At 39.0% G+C, this 18807-nt stretch carries 17 protein-coding genes; 12 read left to right on the top strand and 5 right to left on the bottom strand.

Annotation, left to right across the window (positions count from 1 at the left end; translation table 11 throughout):
* Both LPA49_RS07500 and LPA49_RS07495 read left to right on the top strand, forming a co-directional pair.
* Positions 1 to 271 (top strand): integrase core domain-containing protein (locus tag LPA49_RS07500; protein WP_230236240.1); only part of this gene is annotated, 271 nt, incomplete at its 5' end.
* A gap of 450 nt (positions 272 to 721) precedes the next feature.
* Positions 722 to 2347, top strand: a complete 1626-nt coding sequence (locus tag LPA49_RS07495) for a methyl-accepting chemotaxis protein (RefSeq protein WP_036972510.1) — start codon at positions 722 to 724, stop codon at positions 2345 to 2347.
* Between the two features lie 75 nt (positions 2348 to 2422).
* Here the strand turns inward: LPA49_RS07495 and LPA49_RS07490 are convergent, their stop codons facing one another.
* Both LPA49_RS07490 and LPA49_RS07485 read right to left on the bottom strand, forming a co-directional pair.
* Positions 2423 to 2830 carry a phosphate ABC transporter substrate-binding protein gene (locus tag LPA49_RS07490; protein WP_065979240.1) on the bottom strand — a complete coding sequence of 136 codons (408 nt, stop codon included), beginning with the start codon at positions 2828 to 2830 and terminating at the stop codon, positions 2423 to 2425.
* 12 nt (positions 2831 to 2842) lie between these two features.
* Positions 2843 to 3988: a porin gene (locus LPA49_RS07485; protein WP_230236238.1), complete on the bottom strand. Its 1146-nt coding sequence runs from the start codon at positions 3986 to 3988 to the stop codon at positions 2843 to 2845.
* Between the two features lie 387 nt (positions 3989 to 4375).
* Between LPA49_RS07485 and LPA49_RS07480 the strand changes: the two genes are divergently transcribed.
* The 7 genes from LPA49_RS07480 to LPA49_RS07450 all read left to right on the top strand — a co-directional run bounded on the left by LPA49_RS07480 (position 4376) and on the right by LPA49_RS07450 (position 11601).
* Positions 4376 to 4972, top strand: coding sequence for a bifunctional 2-polyprenyl-6-hydroxyphenol methylase/3-demethylubiquinol 3-O-methyltransferase UbiG (locus LPA49_RS07480; protein WP_075593399.1), 597 nt, complete (start codon positions 4376 to 4378; stop codon positions 4970 to 4972).
* A gap of 313 nt (positions 4973 to 5285) precedes the next feature.
* On the top strand, positions 5286 to 6374 hold the full coding sequence (locus LPA49_RS07475; RefSeq protein ID WP_230236236.1) for an HNH endonuclease: 1089 nt from the start codon (positions 5286 to 5288) through the stop codon (positions 6372 to 6374).
* Positions 6375 to 6577: 203 nt separating this feature from the next.
* Positions 6578 to 7063, top strand: coding sequence for a TIR domain-containing protein (locus tag LPA49_RS07470; RefSeq protein ID WP_230236234.1), 486 nt, complete (start codon positions 6578 to 6580; stop codon positions 7061 to 7063).
* Positions 7057 to 7728: a hypothetical protein gene (locus LPA49_RS07465; protein ID WP_230236232.1), complete on the top strand. Its 672-nt coding sequence runs from the start codon at positions 7057 to 7059 to the stop codon at positions 7726 to 7728. Before LPA49_RS07470 ends, LPA49_RS07465 begins: the two co-directional genes overlap by 7 nt.
* A gap of 37 nt (positions 7729 to 7765) precedes the next feature.
* Entirely contained in the window at positions 7766 to 9775 is a 2010-nt protein-coding gene (locus tag LPA49_RS07460) for a TIR domain-containing protein (RefSeq protein WP_230236231.1), read from the top strand.
* 52 nt (positions 9776 to 9827) lie between these two features.
* The gene (locus tag LPA49_RS07455; RefSeq protein WP_230236229.1) at positions 9828 to 10976 is read left to right on the top strand and encodes a nucleoside triphosphate pyrophosphohydrolase family protein; all 1149 of its coding nucleotides are present in this window, start codon (positions 9828 to 9830) and stop codon (positions 10974 to 10976) included.
* On the top strand, positions 10966 to 11601 hold the full coding sequence (locus LPA49_RS07450; RefSeq protein WP_230236227.1) for a uracil-DNA glycosylase: 636 nt from the start codon (positions 10966 to 10968) through the stop codon (positions 11599 to 11601). The genes LPA49_RS07455 and LPA49_RS07450 overlap by 11 nt, the downstream gene beginning before the upstream one ends.
* Before the next feature lie 14 nt (positions 11602 to 11615).
* Here the strand turns inward: LPA49_RS07450 and LPA49_RS07445 are convergent, their stop codons facing one another.
* Positions 11616 to 14768 (bottom strand): DUF3427 domain-containing protein, encoded by a 3153-nt coding sequence (locus LPA49_RS07445; protein ID WP_230236225.1) that lies wholly within the window; start codon positions 14766 to 14768, stop codon positions 11616 to 11618.
* 359 nt (positions 14769 to 15127) lie between these two features.
* Here LPA49_RS07445 and LPA49_RS07440 point away from each other — a divergent pair, with 359 nt between their 5' ends.
* Entirely contained in the window at positions 15128 to 16000 is an 873-nt protein-coding gene (locus tag LPA49_RS07440; RefSeq protein WP_036972500.1) for a nuclease-related domain-containing protein, read from the top strand.
* Between the two features lie 779 nt (positions 16001 to 16779).
* On the opposite strand, the gene LPA49_RS07435 is transcribed toward LPA49_RS07440, so the two are convergent.
* A complete protein-coding gene (locus LPA49_RS07435) occupies positions 16780 to 17634 on the bottom strand; it encodes a LysR family transcriptional regulator (protein WP_230236223.1) in 855 nt (284 codons plus the stop codon).
* Between the two features lie 81 nt (positions 17635 to 17715).
* On the opposite strand from LPA49_RS07435, the gene LPA49_RS07430 reads away from it, so the two are divergent.
* Together LPA49_RS07430 and LPA49_RS07425 are read left to right on the top strand one after the other, a co-directional pair.
* Positions 17716 to 17937 carry a DUF2798 domain-containing protein gene (locus LPA49_RS07430; RefSeq protein WP_074988477.1) on the top strand — a complete coding sequence of 74 codons (222 nt, stop codon included), beginning with the start codon at positions 17716 to 17718 and terminating at the stop codon, positions 17935 to 17937.
* Positions 17934 to 18221 carry a putative quinol monooxygenase gene (locus LPA49_RS07425; protein ID WP_230236221.1) on the top strand — a complete coding sequence of 96 codons (288 nt, stop codon included), beginning with the start codon at positions 17934 to 17936 and terminating at the stop codon, positions 18219 to 18221. Before LPA49_RS07430 ends, LPA49_RS07425 begins: the two co-directional genes overlap by 4 nt.
* A gap of 176 nt (positions 18222 to 18397) precedes the next feature.
* On the opposite strand, the gene LPA49_RS07420 is transcribed toward LPA49_RS07425, so the two are convergent.
* Positions 18398 to 18703, bottom strand: coding sequence for a hypothetical protein (locus LPA49_RS07420; protein WP_074988478.1), 306 nt, complete (start codon positions 18701 to 18703; stop codon positions 18398 to 18400).
* Positions 18704 to 18807 lie beyond the last annotated feature (104 nt).

The following is an 18807-nucleotide window of genomic DNA, read 5'->3' as shown; positions in this document are numbered from 1 at the left end:
ATATCAAGTAAAGCTTAATGAAAATGGCATTACTCCATCGATGACCGATGGCTATGATTGCTATCAAAATGCATTGGCGGAGCGCATTAATGGCATATTGAAGCAAGAATTCTTACTCTATAAATGCCAAAATCTGAAAGAGCTACGTGAACTCGTCGAAGAATCAATAGTAATATACAATGAAATGAGGCCGCATTTGAGTTTAGGCATGGAAACCCCAAACCAAGTGCATAAAAAAGACCAGGAGCAAAAGCTACTGGCCTTCAATTAAAACCGTCAACGTATTTTAGGACGAGACACAACGTGATTATTATGCTAGTTAGTTACTTAACACGTAAGGTGTGTAGCGAAAAAACAGCCAGCAAACATACTTTACAAGCCTTAAGTTTAGGCTGGGGGTATAAAGTAGGGGCATGCCTTATAAACATGGCCTAGTGTTGTTGCCCTAAATGTGACCTTTCCCCCCAAATTAACACCGGTTTTCTGTTCGAAATAATCTGCTAACTTAGCGAAAATAAATGAATTACATCTAAAAATACTGACACCAAAAAGCGTGTCTATTTAGATAACTGCTATACTAGAAAAATCACACAAGTTAAGCCTATATCATGATGATACTACACTTTATTTATACGAATAAAGTCTGAAAATGAAAATATAATTAATACTTTAGGGAAAACAGGCGATAATACTAGGTAACAAGACAGCAAAGGTGGATTCAATGTCTGCAGGTATTTCATTTAAAAATCTAAGTATTACAAAAAAAATTCATGCCATAACATGCATTGCAGTCATTGCATTTGTCATTATTGTGCTAACCAACTATATCGCGATGAGCGATAATAGAGGCTCACTTGATGAGCTAGAAAAGTCGTCTTATCAAGTCGTTAAACTCACCTCTGCAAATGTGGCCTTACTCGAAAAGCTCGATGAGCTATACACACAAGCGGTCACCTTTGGCGAGTCAGACTTAGTCGATAGCGCAGCACAAACGTACAAAGTAATTAACGAAAACCTGCAAAATATTATTGCTATCAATAACAGCTATGTGAACGCAGAAACAAAAGAAAAACTACAGCAATACGCAAAAACCTCTTCTGCTATTGCCAGCTCCATGATCGACGGTACAGCCGACTTTAGTAAAATTCAGCAACAGGCACAGCAAAAAACAAAGCTATATGAAGCCGTACTCACCGGTTTTAAAGGGGCTCAGGCGCGCGCTGATGACCGCTTTTTTGAATTAGTACAAGCCACTAAAGCGCGTTCTGACAACGCACTGCATTTAATGCTCGTTGTGTCGATTATATCGTTAGTTTTATTGGTGATTACCTCAATTTGGATTGCCCGTGGTATTGGCTCGTCTGCAAGTGCGGCTGCCGACAACTTACGCTTACTTGCGGATGGCAAAGGCTCTTTAAGCACGCAGCTGGCTGTGCATGCTAAAGACGAAATTGGTCATGTATCCATTAACTTTAATGCCTTTATAAAGCTATTAAAGGCCGCAGTACTTGAAGTAATTGCAGTGTGCGAGCCGCTAATGGAAAACTCAACCCGATTAGTACAAGGTATGGAACGCGCCGAAAAAGCCACAACCAAACAAACGACCGATGCAGAAATAGTGAAGCAATCAATGGAAGAAATGCGCCAAAGCGTGGCCGACATCTCTCATTCTGCTGCAAGTGCATCTGAAGCAGCGCAAACAGCAGAGCGCGAAGTAGAGCAAAGCCGCACGCAAATTCAGCGCTCAGTGATAGAGTCACGCACCTTAAGCGACGAAATAAACCAAGCCGCTTCAACAATCAACCAATTGGCAAGCGACACTAAAAACGTAACGCAAATTTTGAATGTGATTACCTCAATTGCAGAGCAAACCAACTTATTAGCGCTGAATGCTGCAATTGAAGCCGCGCGCGCCGGTGAGCAAGGTCGAGGCTTTGCCGTGGTAGCCGACGAAGTAAGAGAACTGGCTTCACGTACATCGCAATCGACAAATGAAATCAGAGAGCTGCTTTCAACACTTACCACCGCAGCCAGTGAATCGGTAAATGCAATGAACTCAGCGCGCGACATGGCAATGAACAACGCCGAAGCCGCAGAGAATACAGGCCTATCGATTGAGAAAATCTCTGAGCAAATTTTAGAAATTAACGGCATGAACTCGCAAATTGCCGCCGCAACCGAAGAGCAAACCTCTGTTGCCAGCATGGTTGTAGAAAATGTATCTAACATGCATATGTCGTTCGAAGAGACCATGGACTCGCTTTCGGCAGTACGCGATGTTGCTAAAAACTTACATTACCTGTCTGACTCATTGTTAGACGCCACAGCAAAATTTAAAGTTGAATAAGCTAAAAGCGACACGCTAAAATTAAAAAAGCCACTTCATATTGAAGTGGCTTTTTACTACGTAAACAAATACCGATTAAAACGTCGCAATAACTTTTACTTTGTCGGTCACTTTCGCAGCATCAATATAGCCAATTGCATCGTTATTAGAGGCAACAAAGTCAATAACGGCTTGATCATTCGCCAGCTTTTCAGGAGGCGTGCCCTTACCGGTAAAAACCAGCTTAGACCAATACGCATTAAGCTGGCTGCTCGACTTACCTACCACCTTGTCGTTAAACTCATCGCTCACGCTGTTACCATCTTGGTTTACAGGGTTTACTTTAGTGCCATCGTCGAACGACTTTGCTTTACCAAGGTAGATCTTTTTAATGGTGCCTTCATCAATTGCATTGCCATTGGCCGGATTAACAATCACGGCAACGTCTGCAAAAGCGGTGCTCGATAAAAGCGTTACCGCTGTAGCTAATAGTAATTTTTTCATTATGAACTCCAATTAAAAAACTAAATCAACAGCAACAGCAACGACATCAGTTTCTGTATCAGTGATGTCATCTTTAAAGCGACTAAAGTCAACTTTTAAAGCGGCAGACGGGTGGAAGTCATAACGAGTACCAATGGTGTAAACGTTACTTTTTGCTTTAACGCCCTCTAATACCTGGTTAATACCCGCGTTTAATGGCGGTACAGCAGGTAACGCGTTATAGCGATTACTATCGTGTTTGTCGTCGTTGTTTTCGTAAGTTAAGTGAACGGTCCACTCATTCATTCGATAACCAACCGACGTGTAATATTGTGTTTGTTTAGCCAGCGCACTGTTTTCTACTTCAAACTCAGTGTATTCAGCGTCAAATAAAATGTTGTTGTAATCAATCGAAAAACCAAGCGCAAAGAATGAGCCATCATCTTCATTTGCAGCAATATCATTGGCTTGATCAACAAAGCCTGCACCACGTAATGCTTGCTCTAAGCCATTAAGTGCAATACCTGCGTCGGTATCGTTTGCAATATCAATGGTTGTTTCGGCAACAAAGTAAGCAGCGCGAGCGCTAAACCAGTCGTAGGCTAGAGTCCAGTTAATACCCGCAATGTCGTTTAACTCAGTGTCGCCATTAACAGATACAACCGCAATATCACCATCGAAACTGCCGTAAATAACTTGCAAGGTAGAGTCCCAATCGCCTAATTGGGTATTGTGCAATAAGCTTAAACCTTCATAGGTCGAAAACGGTAAGTTATACACTGATTGCGGTGGACGAACCCAGCGGTACGTGTAACCCACATCTAAAAAGTCTGAGTAGCGGTAAAACGGCGCTCGCATTTTACCTGCGCTTAGTTGCAGCTCGTCGGTAAACTCATAGGTTAAATAAGCCCACTCAAACTCAGCGTCAAAGTCGTTATCGCCACGGGCAACAATTTGTGCTGTCGCACTTAATTTCTCTTGTAAATCAGCTGAAAGCTGCAAAGCAAACATGCTCTCATTCTTAAAAGAGATATCGTTATCGTAGCCGTATAAAGTTGTGTCGTCGTCGAGAGTTTTACCCCCCACAATTGAAGCAAAGCCATTTATGCGAACTTCTGCAAGCGTGTTTGCAGACACGAAAGCAGCACATAGCGCCAATGCGATAGGAAGTTTTTTCATTGTGTATCCCTAGTATTTAGTATTAAGAATGTTGATTTCACTTAACATTATAGTCGTATGTTTAGAAATGGGCGACAAAAGCCCCATTAAATTGTGACTTTTGCAACAAATAACCTGTTATATATCAAACATAACGCGTGCAATGGCGCAGCTTTTACCAACTAAAGTGTTAAATTGGTCATGAGGTAGGCAGGGAGAATACTTCGCGTGTTTAAATTAATTAACACTTTTGGGGCGATTAGCAGTAAAAATGCAACGACAGTTTCATGCCGCGCTTTGTGTAACTGGTTTGGCCTATTTAAACTTTCTTCATTCATTTTATTTACCGATATCTCGCTTTAATGCTATTTTTAACCTAAGCACTACTGCCACGATAAAGGACGTAAAATGGCAACCAAAACAATCGATTACTACAACCAAAACGCACAAGCATTTGTCGATGCCACGCTCGATGTAGATTTAACTCAGCTTTACGATGAGTTTTTACCGCTGCTGCCAAAAAATGGCACTGTGTTAGATGCTGGGTGTGGCTCTGGCCGCGACGCCTTTATTTTTAAAGAGCGCGGCTTTATCGTTGATGCGTTTGATATAAGCCCCGAAATAGCCAAGCTAGCCTCAGAATACTTAAACCAAGAGGTGGCAGTAAGCAGCTTTCAAGACCTAAAAGACGTTGAAAAATACGACGGCATTTGGTGCTGCGCAAGTTTAATTCATGTCTCAAAAAACGACTTAACCGACGCCTTTAATAACCTAGCCCGCGCACTTAAACCTCAAGGTATTGTGTATGTATCGTTTAAATACGGCGACGGCGAGCGAGAACACAACGGCCGCGAATTTACCGATCTAAACGAAGTTGGCCTCGAAAGCATTATTAAAAACACCAACCTGTTTATTTTAAAGTCGTGGCAAAGCGCCGACCAGCGCCCAGAGCGCGCCAACGAAATATGGCTAAACGCCATTTTGCATAGACGAACGCCAAAGTAAGTCTTTAGTCTTATAAATTATAAAACGACAGCGCGGCATACCTCGTTATGCCGCATTTTTAAACGAATCCCTCACATGTTAATTTAGAGCAACCACTTTATTCATCGATAAACCCTATATTTATCATGGCTATTCGTGCTAGATTGTTTTTAAACTTAATAGCAGCTTAACGGCTCGTTATTTAGTATTAATAAATAACCATGGAGCGGTTTACTCATTTTAAGCCGCAGTAACAGGATTTAGCTTATGCGCTTAAAAGAAGCCCTCAGCGTTTTATCAAAGCCTTCATTAAAGGCATAGTTTGGATATGGCTATGCAGCAACAGCTCGACTTTATCGCTTATATTCAACGCATGCTGGTGGAAGGGGACTTTAGTGCCACTTACAAGTTTGCCTTGTTGCATGCGCTTGCTGATATCAGCATTGAAAAACAGCAAATAGATCCGAATGCGCAATTACCAATAACATTTGATGAATTAGTCGAAAAGTTTATTGCGTTGTATTGGCATCAAGCATCTCCTTTTGGTGCCATTGGTAATAATAGAGACCAGCTGCTTTTACAAAATACCAATTCCAAAAAACAAGCCAAAATCATCACCACACTGCACGATGCAAAATTAAATAACATTACTTCAGTTAGCCAATTAAAAAAGTGCAGTGATTGGAAAAACATACGCAGAACAACGTTACAAACCATTAAAGATGGACCGTTATGGTTATTACAAAAGCTAAATGGCAAGGAAGAGTGTTTCTTATATCCTCATGTTAAAGGGCAGCAATACATTACCTTAAATGCAGGTATTGCCAGTTGCTTTAGACGCTTTTACGACTTAGTTGTGTACTTAGCTAAAAATGCATGGCTACAAAAAATTCAAAGTATTAAATACAACCAAGCGCTAATCGGCCCACAAAGCCAACTTCATGACTTTTTATTTGGCTTTGATCGCAATGCACTCAATAAAGCAAAGCCTGTATTAATAGAACTACAACGCGGTCACTGCTTTTATTGTCAAAAGGCATTAAACAGCAAAACCGAGGTTGATCACTTTATTCCGTTTACGCGTTACGCCAACGATTTAGGCCACAACTTTGTGGCAGCTCATAGTAAATGCAATAACAGCAAACGCGACTTTTTAGCTGCGCAAGAGCACCGCGAGCGCTGGCAAGAACAAAACCTCGTTATATATAACCAGCATATATCTCGTGAGTTGAGCGATTACTTTAATTGTGATGCCGAAAAATCACGCTCAGTGAGCGACTGGGCATATCAGGTTGCACAGGCAAATAGCGCCAAATTGTGGGTAGGCATAAATAGTTTCGAGTTTGCAGAAAGTGCTGTTTATCAACAGCAAAATAATGAGCTTGGTTTAGTGGCGGAAGGTAAGCCAAGTTATAACGTGTAGATAATGGTTTGTAAGTCTTGCTTTAGGGAAAAAATATTTTGATATGTGTGCACTAGCTTTCGTTGTGAGTTTTAGATGCTTTAGTGATCGATTTTTGAGAGTTTACTGATTCAGAAACCTAATTCTAAGTTTGATTTTATTGGTACTTATAGCAAAGTAATGGTTTAAAATTAATCAATTTAAGATTTTTTATAGGAAGAAAAATGGCTAAACTAAGAAATGTTTTTATTAGTCATCATCATAAAGATGATTCTAGCGTGGATGGTATCACTAAGGTCCTTTCTGGAAAAGAATACAATATTAGAAATAGCTCAATAAGAGCAAAGCCCGATAATCAAAGGCGTTTGGAGCAAAAGAAAGTAAGTGATGAAACGATAAAAAGATTATTACGAATGAAGATGCGTTGGGCAAGTAAAGTTATTGTTGTAATAGGTAAAGAGACTCATTCAAGACCTTGGGTAAATTGGGAGATTGAAATGGCTCACAAATTAGGAAAGCCTATTATAGGTGTTTATGAAAACGGTTTAAAAGATCAAGTAAAAGTTCCTGTTAATCTAGAGAAGTATGAGTCTTCGAGAGTTGCCTGGCGTTCTGAAGCAATTATTGATGCTTTAGAGGGAGAAAGTCGGTTTGAAAATGTTGATGGTAGCCTTGCGGCTGATAAAAAAGGTAGTCATTTAGTGTGTTAATATCTAAAAATTCAAATCTCTATATATATGTAATTGCAAGGGACTTCGGTTTCGCTCCAAATCCTTTTTTTGGTTGTTGCTCATTAGCTACATGTAAACCAAAAATCCGAAAAAGTGCTCAACCTAATGATTGGATCTTAGGTGTAGGAGGACGAGATTTAGGGGCTGGTGTCCACCGTAAATGCATACTCTTAATGAAAGTTACAGAAAAAATGACTTTCGAAGAGTATTGGGCTGATCCACGTTATATTCTGAAGCGACCATGTAGGAATGGAAGCCAATTAAAAATGGTTGGAGATAATATTTATCATAGGGACTCTCAAAATAATTGGATACAAGAGAATTCTCATCATAGTAACTCTGACGGCTCAATAAATACTGAAAACTTAGAACGAGATACTGGGCATTGTGAGGATGTTTTATTATCTGACTTTTTCTTTTACTTTGGCTCTGAAGCTAAGGAAGTTGATTTAGAGTCTGTTAATTATATTTCAAAGCCTGGGTGTAAAAAAATCTCTTTAGATAGTTCAAATGAGGCTAGAGAAATAATTAATAATATATATAAAAATAATATTTCGTCTTTAAATACTGTAGTTTCAGATCCTTGCCAATTCAGCATTTCTTATAAACGAGTCTCTCAAAAAACGGGGAAAATTATTGTTTGATTCTTGATTCTTACATTTTTATTAATTGGATTGACTTATGCTTAATGATTACATAACCCCCCTTTCAATCAGCTTTGTTTGGAGTCCATCGGATAAAAAATTAGCTGAGCCAATTATAAATGTCGTAAAAAATAGTTTTTCGAGAGATAAAGCAAAACCATTCTCTAGAGCAATTAATCTACCTATTTTTTTCTATAGCTCATCTAGTGGAAATATAACACCTTCCAACACTCCAATGATAAATGCTCAACGGAGTGTTATTTTTGTTTTTACAAGTCTAAATACCTTAGGAAATAAAGCTTGGAAGGAGTATATCGAGTATTTTCAAGTTAGTGAAAATATGAGGATAGTTCCTATTGCACTTGATGAATTTGGCTTGAATCACCAAGGTGCATTGGATGGCCTAAATTGCATTAGAGCTTATGAATGGCAACTAGATAACAAACACTTAACAGCATTAGTCTCTTTATCGCATGAGCTTTATCGACATGGTATTTGTGATTCTAAAGGTGAAAATACTGGAAACAGTAATTCAATAAAAATCTTTTTAAGTCATTCTAAATCGGAGCCAGAAGGTAGAACATATGTAAAAAAAGTAAAAGACTTTATTGATCAAACTAATATAGGGCGCTTTTTTGATGCAACAGAAATTGCTGCAGGTTTTTTATTTTCAAGCGAAATAGAAAAACATATTTCGGATTCTACTTTGATTGCATTTGAAACTGATTCATATTTTTCCAGATACTGGTGCCAAAGAGAAATACTGAGTGCTAAAGAAAAAGATAGACCAATTTTGGTCGTGAATTGTTTAAATGAGTATGAAGATAGGATTTTTCCAGCATCCTCTAATGTGCCTTGTATAAGTATCCCAAATTTAAGTGATATAACTGAATTAGAAGTGCTAAGAGTTTTATCCGCGGCACTTATAGAAACTATACGTTTCCAGTATTCCCAAAAAATATTATTAGAATATCAGAAAAAAAATTGGTTCTCTGATGGAATTGAGTTAATTGCTCGTCCACCTGAGGTAAGGAAAATGTTTGCTCTAAAAAACAAAGGAGTGAAAAAGGTATGTTATCCAGATCCTCCTGTATTTATGGAGGAAGCAGATTGGCATTCAATGATTGGAATTGAAGCAATAACTCCGTTATGGAACCCTTCAGATCTAAACTCTTTTATTCACTTAAATGTAGGTCTTTCAATATCAGATTGCAACGAAAGTAATTTTGAAAGGACACATTTAAATCCTGATCAGCTTTTACATTTAGCACAAGATTTAGCAAAACATATGTTAGCTCGTTCTGCAAAATTAGTTTATGGCGGAGATTTAAGACCAAATGGATTAACTGAGTTCATTTTAGATGAAGCTCTCATACTAGCTGACCGCCTAACTGATCAAGAGATAAAAGTAGAGAATCATCTAGCGTGGCCTCTTTCGATTGAAACAAATGAAGTTAGAGCATGGAGAGCAAAGTACAGTCGTTTAATGCTCACAGTTGAACATGATATTCCAGAAGATGTAGCTGATGGAATAGATTGTTGCTCATATTTAAAACCAGATACTCCGGCGAACTCTTTCATTTGGTCTCGTTCTCTTACAAAAATGCGGGAGCATGTTGTAAAAAATAGTTCTGTAAGAATATGTGCTGGTGGAAAATTAACTGATTACAAAGGAAAAATGCCAGGTGTACTGGAAGAGATTGTTTTATCAATAAATAGTGGTAAACCAATTTTTTTATTGGGAGGCTTTAATGGTGTTGTTGGAGATGTTTGTGATGTAATTCGTAATAAAGTCGTTCCTATAACTTTAACTGAAAAATGGCAAACTCAAAATAACTCCGGTTATCATGAACGACAAAAGATAGCAAAGAGTAAAAACCAGCATTGCGATTATGACGAAGTTATTCATATTCTTAAAAATGCAGATATAAATAAATTGGCTAAAAATGTTGGGCTTAGCGTAGAAGATTATAAGCAATTAATGATAAGCCCATTTGTAGATGAGTGTATTAATTTAATATTGAATGGACTGAAAAACTATAAATGAATTTACTTTATATAGAAATCCAATATAACTAAAAAATAAAGAAGGCTTACACATGGAAGATAAATGCGGATCGTTACCTTTAATTGAATATGAAGATGGAATAAAAGAAACAGACAGGTTTAGAGAAAATGATTTAACTCCAATTTTATTAGGACTCTTTGGCGAAATTGGTAGTGTTATGTCAGCTACAAAAAAGTATAGAAGGGAACAAAAAGCTTACATTGGATATAAAGAAGCCGTAGAAGAAGAGCTTGGTGACGCATTATGGTACTTCACTGCTGTCGTAAGAAGGTTGGATTTAAGTATAACAAAAATATTTATGGAGGCTTGTAATGAGAATGATACTAAAACAATATCAGCCAGTGATAATGAAAAAGCTCCAATATCACACGTGATATCCCTTCAAAATGTTGAAACTACAGATAATAACCTCATTACTTTGGGTACAGTTACCGCAACTTTGCTTAAAATAGAGCGTGAAGACACAGAAATACAGCAGAAGTTATTAATTGATTTTGCTAGGGCTTATATCGAAACTATTCATTCGGTAAATCTGTCTTTTGCCAGAATTGCTAGAAATAATTTGAGAAAAGCAATGGGACGTTTTAAGACTCCTGAACGAGAATTACTCCCTGATTTTGATAAGGATTTTCCTCAAGAGGAACAATTGCCACGGAGTTTTAAAATTGAAATTTCTCAGAGGAAGAGTGGACAAAGCTACTTAAGATGGAATAGTGTTTTTTTAGGTTCACCGCTTACCGATAATATTCTAAACCCTGACGGATATCGTTTTCATGATGTTTTCCACCTTGCTTATGCTGCGATACTTCATTGGTCTCCCACGTTTAGAGCTCTAATTAAGCATAAGAGAAAAAGTGACGTTGTATTTGATGAGGCTCAAGATAGTGGCCGTGCTATAGTTGTAGAAGAAGGGTTAACTGCATGGTTATATTCTTACTCAAAAGGTCTTGATTACTTTGAGGGTCATGACAGTGTTTCATTTGATGTATTAAAGACGATTCAGAAATTTGTAAGTGGTTACGAAGTAGAGGCTTGCCCCTTAAAATTATGGGAAGAAGCAATCTTACAAGGATATAAGGTTTTTAGAGAAGTTCAAAAGAATAACGGAGGAATAATAATTGGTAATAGGGAGTTGAGAACATTGACCTATGAACCGATTGGAGATTCAAATGAGAAGTAAAGCTTTTATTAGTGCAATAAAAAATATTAAGTTTGAGAATACTTTTAATCCATATTTTGATACTTGCAAAGTTTATGATTATTCTAACTCTGCAAATAAACGTATTTCTATGCTTGAGGATCTTTTAGAAAAGGCTACGCAGGTCGAAATTGATGCTATTTGGGTTGGAAGAGATCTTGGACATAGAGGAGGTCGCAGAACTGGACTCGCCCTTACAGATGACTTTAATCTTTCAAATCATCTTAATCGATGGTCTTTATCGAGTGAAAAAATAACGAAAGGCCTACCTATAAAAGAGAGAACTGCATCCGTTGTATGGGAAATGCTCAATGATATAAAATCTCCTGTTTTTCTTTGGAATGTCTTTCCTTTGCATCCGTTCAAGCCCGGTGAACCTTTTACAAATCGGAACCATAATTCTGTTGAACGGAAAGCTGGTGAAGAGATTTTGAGTCAACTTATTGATCTTTTGAAACCTAAAAGATTGATAGCAATAGGTAATGATGCTGAAAATTCGGTCATTAAGTTCTCTAAAAGTTACGAGGTACAAAAAGCTAGGCACCCAAGTTATGGTGGTCAGAACGACTTCGTAGAAAAAATAAAATTTTTATATAAAATTGAGTAAAAGTTTACTTGTAATCACCCTACAGCCAATTTCCCAGCCCCATGCCACATTTCGTTTGGCATGGGGCTTACTAATTCCCATGTTATGTTCATTGGCTGGCTGCCGCTGTGGCTTTGATATTTAACCTCGCCATAGTTCACAAATCCCATGGTTCGGCCGTTTTCATCTTTGCTTTGTTCACGCACAAACAGCAAGATGGTTTTGCCTGTTTGTTGGTGCTGAATGTAGCTTAGGCCGCGGCCGTGTTCTGGTCGGGCGCTGTTTTGCGTTTGCCAATGAAACAAGGTTGGGCTGATTGCATAGTCGTGATACAGCGTTGTTGGTGAGTAGGTTTTTTCGCACTTATTGAGCGTGACGAATAGTAGCTCTAAATTTTGTTCTTTGAACTCTAATACACCTTCGCGAGCGGTCGATTTTTTATCAAACGTATGCGCGCCGAATGCCGCTAATATTTGTTGGCGAGTGTAGCGGCTGTGCAATTTTATTGCATGGTTTGGTAAGCACGCTAAATCACTTTCTTGTTGCTGAATACGATTTATTAAAAGCGCAATTACTTCTGATAACTCTTGTTGTAATAACGGGTTTTTTAGTGCTTGTAAGCTTTGCTTAAGGGATTTAAACCCTAGACTTGTGCCAGTGTTATCCCAAAAATTGTAATGTGCCATGAGTGCATACTGTTGATTTTTAGGTGTTATCTCAATGCTAAAGTCGCTGTTACATAAATCGCGTAAAAAGCACAAATAGCTCAGTGAATCACAGCTAAGTAATTGCGTATTTATAGCTCTGTAATAGGCACTATATATATCAACTTGATCTGCTGGAATATCATCGTCTTTTAACCAATGCCAACCGCCATGCCTTGTATCTTTTGGTTTATAAATATCTTCTAGTGTGACTTGTGGGTTTATACGTAAAAAGTTACTTAGCGTTAGCTCGTCGCTTGTATGATGAGAATAACTGTTTATAAGCTGTTGCAAACGGCGTTTGCTGTTTGTTGCTTGTTGTATATTACGTAAAATAGTTTTTTGCGTGCGTTCTTGTAGCTCTATACGACAGCCCAGCGGCAAGTGCGGAAAGTTATTTTCTATTTCGGTTTTTATTGGCTGGTTACTTTTTCCAATGAGTGCGCGAAACTTATTGGCAAAGTCATATTCGGGGCGAGCGTTACCAACAAAGTCGAGTACAGTACAACATTGCTTTTGGCTGTTGTCGGGTAAACGTAGGCCACGACCTAATTGCTGTAAAAATAGCGTTAGGCTCTCGGTTGGACGCAAAAATAGCAGGGTATCTACTTCTGGAATATCGACCCCTTCGTTAAAAATATCAACGACGCAGAGTATGTGTATTTCACCTCGTCTAAGCGCCTGCTGTTTGTGTTTTCGTTCACTAGTATTTTTACTGGTAAGTACGTCTGCACTTATACCTGCAAGGTTAAACTTACTGGCCATAAACTCAGCATGATCTTGGCTTACACAAAATGCTAATGCCTTAATAGCGTTAATATTTGTAACGATGTCGTTGAGACTCGATATGATTTTATTCGCGCGGTTATTCTCGCCTGTATATAGCTTACTAAGCTCACTAATATCGTAACGACCGCCTCGCCACGTTACCGTGCTTAAATCTGTATCGTCATCAAGGCCAAAGTATTGGAACGGGCATAAATGGCGCTGATTTATGGCTTCTGGTAAGCGGATCTCTGCGGCAATAACACCACAGAAATCTTCTAATATATTTGCCTCATCTTGCCTTTCAGGTGTGGCCGTTAACCCTAATAAAATGTTTGGTTTGAAGTAATTAAGAATGCCACGGTAACTGTTAGCACTTACGTGATGCACTTCATCAATAACAATATAATCATAAAAATCAGCACTCAATTTTATGTTGTCGATTTGGTTGTTAAGGGTTTGAATTGAGGCAAATAATTGGTTGTATCTTTGAGGTTTGTAGTTGCCAACCCAAAGCTCGCCAAAATCATTATTTTTTAGCACTCCACGATATGCGCTTTGTGCTTGAGTGAGGATTTCTTCTCGGTGAGCAACAAATAAAAAGTTGGCATTTGGTTTTTGGTCGTACACGGTTTTAAAATCAAATGCAGATATGATTGTTTTACCTGTGCCAGTTGCTGCTACTACTAAGTTTTTAAAGCGATTGTGAACGCTTCGTTCAACACTTAGTTTTTCTAAAATAGCTAATTGATGAGTTTTAGGGGTTATATCAAAATAGAACTGGTTACTTGCTTGTCCTTTACCACGCTGTTCATTCAGTGAGTTTATTAGCTTTTCTTTACATTCAACTTTACCACTAAACAGTTCAAAGTCTGGTGATTGCCAGTAGGTTTCAAAGGTGCTTTTGGTTTTAGCGATAATATGCGGAATTTCTTGCGCTGTAATTTTTAAATTCCATTCAAGGCCGCTGGTGAGTGCCGAATGCGATAAGTTAGACGAACCAATATAGCCAGTATGAAAACCGGTGTTACGCATAAATAAGTAAGATTTTGCGTGTAAACGTTCTTGCTGATTGTTATAGCTTAGTTTTACTTCAGTGTTTGGTAGGCTTGCCAAAAACTCAACCGCTTTAGCATCTGTTGCCCCCATGTAAGAGGTGGTGATAACTTTTAGTTTGTTACCACTTTTGGTAAAGGCTTCAAGTTCATTTTTAAATATTCTTAGCCCTGTCCACTTTATAAATGAAACTAACCAGTAAATAGTGTCGGCCGATTTTATCTCACGCTTTAATTCTGTCTCGAGCGATATACCCGCATTCGCGCCACTAAATAATTCGCTTTGGGTAAGCCCTGTTAATGGAAATATATTTTTGGCGTAGTCTTTGAGGTTTGCTGCAATTGGGTTTTCAGTATTGAATAGTGCAGTGAGGATTCTACCTTGGCTATCTATTAGGTTTTCACTTATTAGCTCATCATCTCGAATATGATCTTTAAGCCAAAAAACTAAGTTATTTGCTAGATTGATTTGCTCTTGTAAGCGATTATTTGAACTAGGTATAGCATCAATCGCGTGAGCAATTAACTTACCTAAAAATCGAGACAGCCAAGTGGCAGCTTCTGCTGATTCAAGTTGGCGTTCTCCGACATAAAACTGTTCACGATCTAGGTGTTGCTCGATTACTTGCGTAATCAGTTGCTCGTAAATACCAACCTGTTCCATAACGACTCCCTGTTTTCGAACAGTCAGTTTACTAAAATAGATAATGAAAACAAATAATAACTCATTGGTAATTTGAAGGCTTTAGTTACGGTTACACCCCGTGTTCACATCCGAAATTGAATTAATTATGAGTAATTAACAGCATGGATGCTGTAGAAAGCGTAGCTTGGCCATGGATGGCCTATCTACGCTGGTTACGTTCACTTAATTAATTCAAATTGAGGAAACAGTGTGAACCTCGGGGCGCCGAGAGATTCCAAAGAGAAGTCGGCGGTTACTTCTCTTTGGTTGCCGTCGCCAACGCGACAGAATTAAATAATTAATGTATAAATAAGCTGTTTTCAAAACAGGTAATGCTAATGGAAAATTTCTTAAATCAAGGACTAAGTCTTTTATTCGTCATCATTGGGGCATACTCAATACTAGGTGTTATATTCTTTAAGTTATGGATACATCAAAAAAATGCAAAGTTACCTATTGAGCGTAAAAAGCTTTTGCGTTTAGCAGCACAGACATTGAATGACCAAGTTAATGACAAAATATTTGACGTTGTAGGTTACATATTTTTAGCAGTATTTATTATCACAATGCCTTTTGCACTTAAAGGGATTGCCGAAATGTTTGCTAGTGGTCAATTAAACTACTTTTTTATCATCTTTATAGCTATCGGCTTAATCTATACGGCAAGAAAGTTATGGCTTGAGTCAGATAAACTTATAAAATTGAAGCTTGGGCGTGATGCTGAATTAGCCGTTGCAGCTGAGTTAATTGAGCTTCAATCACATGGCTACCAAATATTTCATGACATTCAAGCCGATGGGTTTAATATTGATCATCTTGTTATTGGTTCGAATGGTGTTTTTGCAATTGAGACAAAAGGTCGGCATAAGCGCATAAAAGATGACATCAATTATAAAGTGCGATTTGAAAACAATTTATTAGCCTTCCCTTCATGGAATGAGAGTAAGCCGATTGAGCAAGCGGAAATACAATCACAATGGGTCTATAAGTGGTTAAATGAGGCTACGGGGTTTCAAACACAAGTAACACCAATTTTGTGCTTTCCAGGTTGGTTTGTTGAATTAAAACAACGACCACCATTTCCAATTGTTTCCCACAAACAGTTAGCCAAAGCTATCTTATCGATGCGTAAATGCCAGTTAAATGAAGTTATGCAAAAAGCTATTTGTTATCAAGTCATTCAAAGGTGCGCATATAGTTCAAAAGCTTAAATTAAAATTTCTGAGTTTCAGTTGTAAATGCACATCGAGCATGAGGTTAATACGCGCTATAAAATCGCTGCGACAAATTCACTGTTAAAACAGCTCCTACGGGTGGTGGCTTTTAGGTATGGCGGTGTATTTTTGTGTGTTGCGGCAATTGAAAACGCGCGAAATAAATTTCACGCCTACAAGGGCGGAATAGCGCCGATTTGTGAAGTGCGATGTGCGAGCTTGGAGATTCAAGCTTAGAGAGTCGAGTTTAAAGAGCTAAGCCTAGAGCGATACGCGCTATAAAATCCCTGCGAAAGATTCACCGTTAAAACGGCTCCTACGGGTGGTGGCTTTTAGGTATGGCGGTGTATTTGGATATTGTGGCGATTGAAAAACGCGCGAAATAAATTTCACGCCTACAAGAGCGGAATAGCGCCGAGGTGCGAGATTTGAGATGCGAGATGCGAGATGCGAGATGCGATGTGCGAGCTTAGATATTCAATATTAAAGAGCCAAGCCTAGAGCGAATACGCACTATAAATCGCTGCGACAGATTCGCCGTTAAAACGGCTCCTACGGGTGGTGGCTTTTAGGTATGGCGGTGTATTTTTGTGTATTGTGGCGATTGAAAAACGCGCGAAATAAATTTCACGCCTACAAGGGCGGAATAGCGCCAAGGTGCGATGTGCGAGCTTAGAGAGTCAATCTTAGATGTCGAGCTTAAAGAGCCAAGCCTAGAGCGAATACGCGATGTTAAATCGCTGCGACAGGCTCTTTTACAACACAAGCAGCAAGTCTTAAAGCGCTAATACTTCCCCCTGTAAGCTTGGTGAACCCGCAATACTGGTTTGTAGTTGCGCTATTAATAACTGCGCATTCGCAGAGGGTGTGCGCGAGTGAGCCCACAGGGCGTAAATTGGCCTTGCTGGAATGCTGTGGGGCGTTTCTACATAACTAAAGTTGTGGGTGTCTTTTATGCAGCTAATTTCACTCATGGGCAGTATGCCTACACCGTAGCCTGCTTCGATCATTTTTCTGGCGATTGTAATATCAAAACAAAAGCTTATTTGTTCAAATTCATTTTTTAATGCGGTTAATAATCCGCTAGGTAGCTGCGACTCTGAATAGGGCAGCACTAAGCGTGATGTTGGCGCCCCTTTCTTTACTATTAGCTTTATGGCAATCGCCCCTAGGCGTTTTTGAAAATAGCTTGAATCTTGTTGCTCGCCCACTCTAATCGCTAGGTCAAAACGCTTTTGGCTTAGTTGGCTATTGGCATTACTTGGGTAAATGTGGAGATTAAGCGCAGGGTTGGCTAAGGCAAACTGATTTATTGCGCTCATGAGTGGGCCAGCAATGATATTTTGTGGGCACAGGAGGTAAAAGTCTTTTGCTCCCGACGAGTCATTTAATTGTTTTAATTGGCTATTAAGTGCAAGCACTTGCTGACCGAGTTCATCGTAAAGGGTTTCACCTTTGGCTGTGAGTACAATGCCTCTGGCGGTGCGTTGCAGCAATGGTTCGCCAAGTTTGTCTTCTAATGCCTGTATGCGCCTAGAAAGGGTTGAAAGATTTAAGCCGAGATCTTTTGCTGTTTGGCTCATGCTTTTACGGCGTGCTATCTCAATAAACAAATGCAGATCATCTAGCATACGACTCCCTCAATCTTAGTTTGCATTTTCGTGACTGTTGTCACTTGCCCTGTGCAAATATAGTAACGCCAAGGAGGACATATGAAAATTCATTTTATTTTTACTGCGGCGTTTTCGTTCTTAATGTCGTTTTTATTATCGGCATGGGTTACATACGTGAATTTAGGCCTAAGCGATACGTTTATAGCAAGTTGGATGAAGGCCTTTGCTAATGCGTGGCCGGCTGCGTTTGTGGTGGCGTTTACAGTGGCACCGCCTATTAGAACATGGGTTTTAAAGTTACTTAGTAAGGAATCAGTATGATAAATATAGTTGCAAAAATCACCCCTAAAGCGGCGTTATTCGAAGAGTGTAAAGGGCGTTTACAGTGCATTTTAGCTGCCACTCGCGCAGAGCCTGGATGCAACCGATTCGAGTTGTTTGCAAGTAAGGAGCAGCGCTGTTTGTTTTTAGTGGAGCAGTTTGTATCGCAAGCTGCGCTTGATGCGCATTATGCTCAGCCTTATACCAAAGCGGTGTTCGCGTTTTGTGAGAATGCGTTGGCAGAGCCGGTTGAAGTTGAGAAAGTGGAAGAGGTTATAAATTAGACGTTAGAAGTTAGAAGTTAGAAGTTAGAAGTTAGAAGTTAGACGTTAGAAATTAGAAGTTAGAAGTTAGAAGTTAGACGTTTGATATTAGACGTTAGAAATTTTGGGCGCTAAAAAAACTAGGCTACTGGGGAAGTACTGCTTTTCGTAGCCTAGTTTTACAAGGTTGAAACGGGTTAAAGCATGGTTAAAATTTGTTTGGCTTTGTCACGTGTGAGGCAAGCGGCCATGGGGCGTTTGGCAAATAATTTTGCAGACACGGTGTACTCTTTGCCATTGTATTGATTATGCAGTGTTTGCACATTCACGCGGCACGTTACTGTGTATTGGTTTTCAACGTATCTAATTTCAACGCGTTCTACTTTTTGAATTAAGTTTTTATAGGGGTAGCCTTCGTCGGTATCAAGCTGTGTTACAGCGGGTTGGTTTGCATAGCTTGCACTCGATAGGCAAATAAAGAGTAAAATGATGCAGTATTTCATAACAGTTATCCTTAATTGGTGGCGGTTGGCTGTATGAGTATTACGTGAGAGAACAATGCTGACAAACGATTAAAAATTGCCTATGCTTAAGTTTTTATTAACCA

Origin of the sequence: Pseudoalteromonas sp. MB41 (assembly GCF_020966275.1) — a bacterium.
GTDB lineage: Bacteria > Pseudomonadota > Gammaproteobacteria > Enterobacterales > Alteromonadaceae > Pseudoalteromonas > Pseudoalteromonas lipolytica.
The sequence above is the reverse complement of the archived record's forward strand: the minus strand, read 5'-3'. Positions and strand labels throughout refer to the sequence as shown.

Coding starts and splice junctions, on each gene's coding strand:
- LPA49_RS07495 (WP_036972510.1), top strand. CDS start 722: ATGTCTGCAGGTATTTCATTTAAAAATCTAAGTATTACAAAAAAAATT.
- LPA49_RS07490 (WP_065979240.1), bottom strand. CDS start 2,830: ATGAAAAAATTACTATTAGCTACAGCGGTAACGCTTTTATCGAGCACC.
- LPA49_RS07485 (WP_230236238.1), bottom strand. CDS start 3,988: ATGAAAAAACTTCCTATCGCATTGGCGCTATGTGCTGCTTTCGTGTCT.
- LPA49_RS07480 (WP_075593399.1), top strand. CDS start 4,376: ATGGCAACCAAAACAATCGATTACTACAACCAAAACGCACAAGCATTT.
- LPA49_RS07475 (WP_230236236.1), top strand. CDS start 5,286: ATGCAGCAACAGCTCGACTTTATCGCTTATATTCAACGCATGCTGGTG.
- LPA49_RS07470 (WP_230236234.1), top strand. CDS start 6,578: ATGGCTAAACTAAGAAATGTTTTTATTAGTCATCATCATAAAGATGAT.
- LPA49_RS07460 (WP_230236231.1), top strand. CDS start 7,766: ATGCTTAATGATTACATAACCCCCCTTTCAATCAGCTTTGTTTGGAGT.
- LPA49_RS07455 (WP_230236229.1), top strand. CDS start 9,828: ATGGAAGATAAATGCGGATCGTTACCTTTAATTGAATATGAAGATGGA.
- LPA49_RS07450 (WP_230236227.1), top strand. CDS start 10,966: ATGAGAAGTAAAGCTTTTATTAGTGCAATAAAAAATATTAAGTTTGAG.
- LPA49_RS07445 (WP_230236225.1), bottom strand. CDS start 14,768: ATGGAACAGGTTGGTATTTACGAGCAACTGATTACGCAAGTAATCGAG.
- LPA49_RS07440 (WP_036972500.1), top strand. CDS start 15,128: ATGGAAAATTTCTTAAATCAAGGACTAAGTCTTTTATTCGTCATCATT.
- LPA49_RS07435 (WP_230236223.1), bottom strand. CDS start 17,634: ATGCTAGATGATCTGCATTTGTTTATTGAGATAGCACGCCGTAAAAGC.
- LPA49_RS07430 (WP_074988477.1), top strand. CDS start 17,716: ATGAAAATTCATTTTATTTTTACTGCGGCGTTTTCGTTCTTAATGTCG.
- LPA49_RS07425 (WP_230236221.1), top strand. CDS start 17,934: ATGATAAATATAGTTGCAAAAATCACCCCTAAAGCGGCGTTATTCGAA.
- LPA49_RS07420 (WP_074988478.1), bottom strand. CDS start 18,703: ATGAAATACTGCATCATTTTACTCTTTATTTGCCTATCGAGTGCAAGC.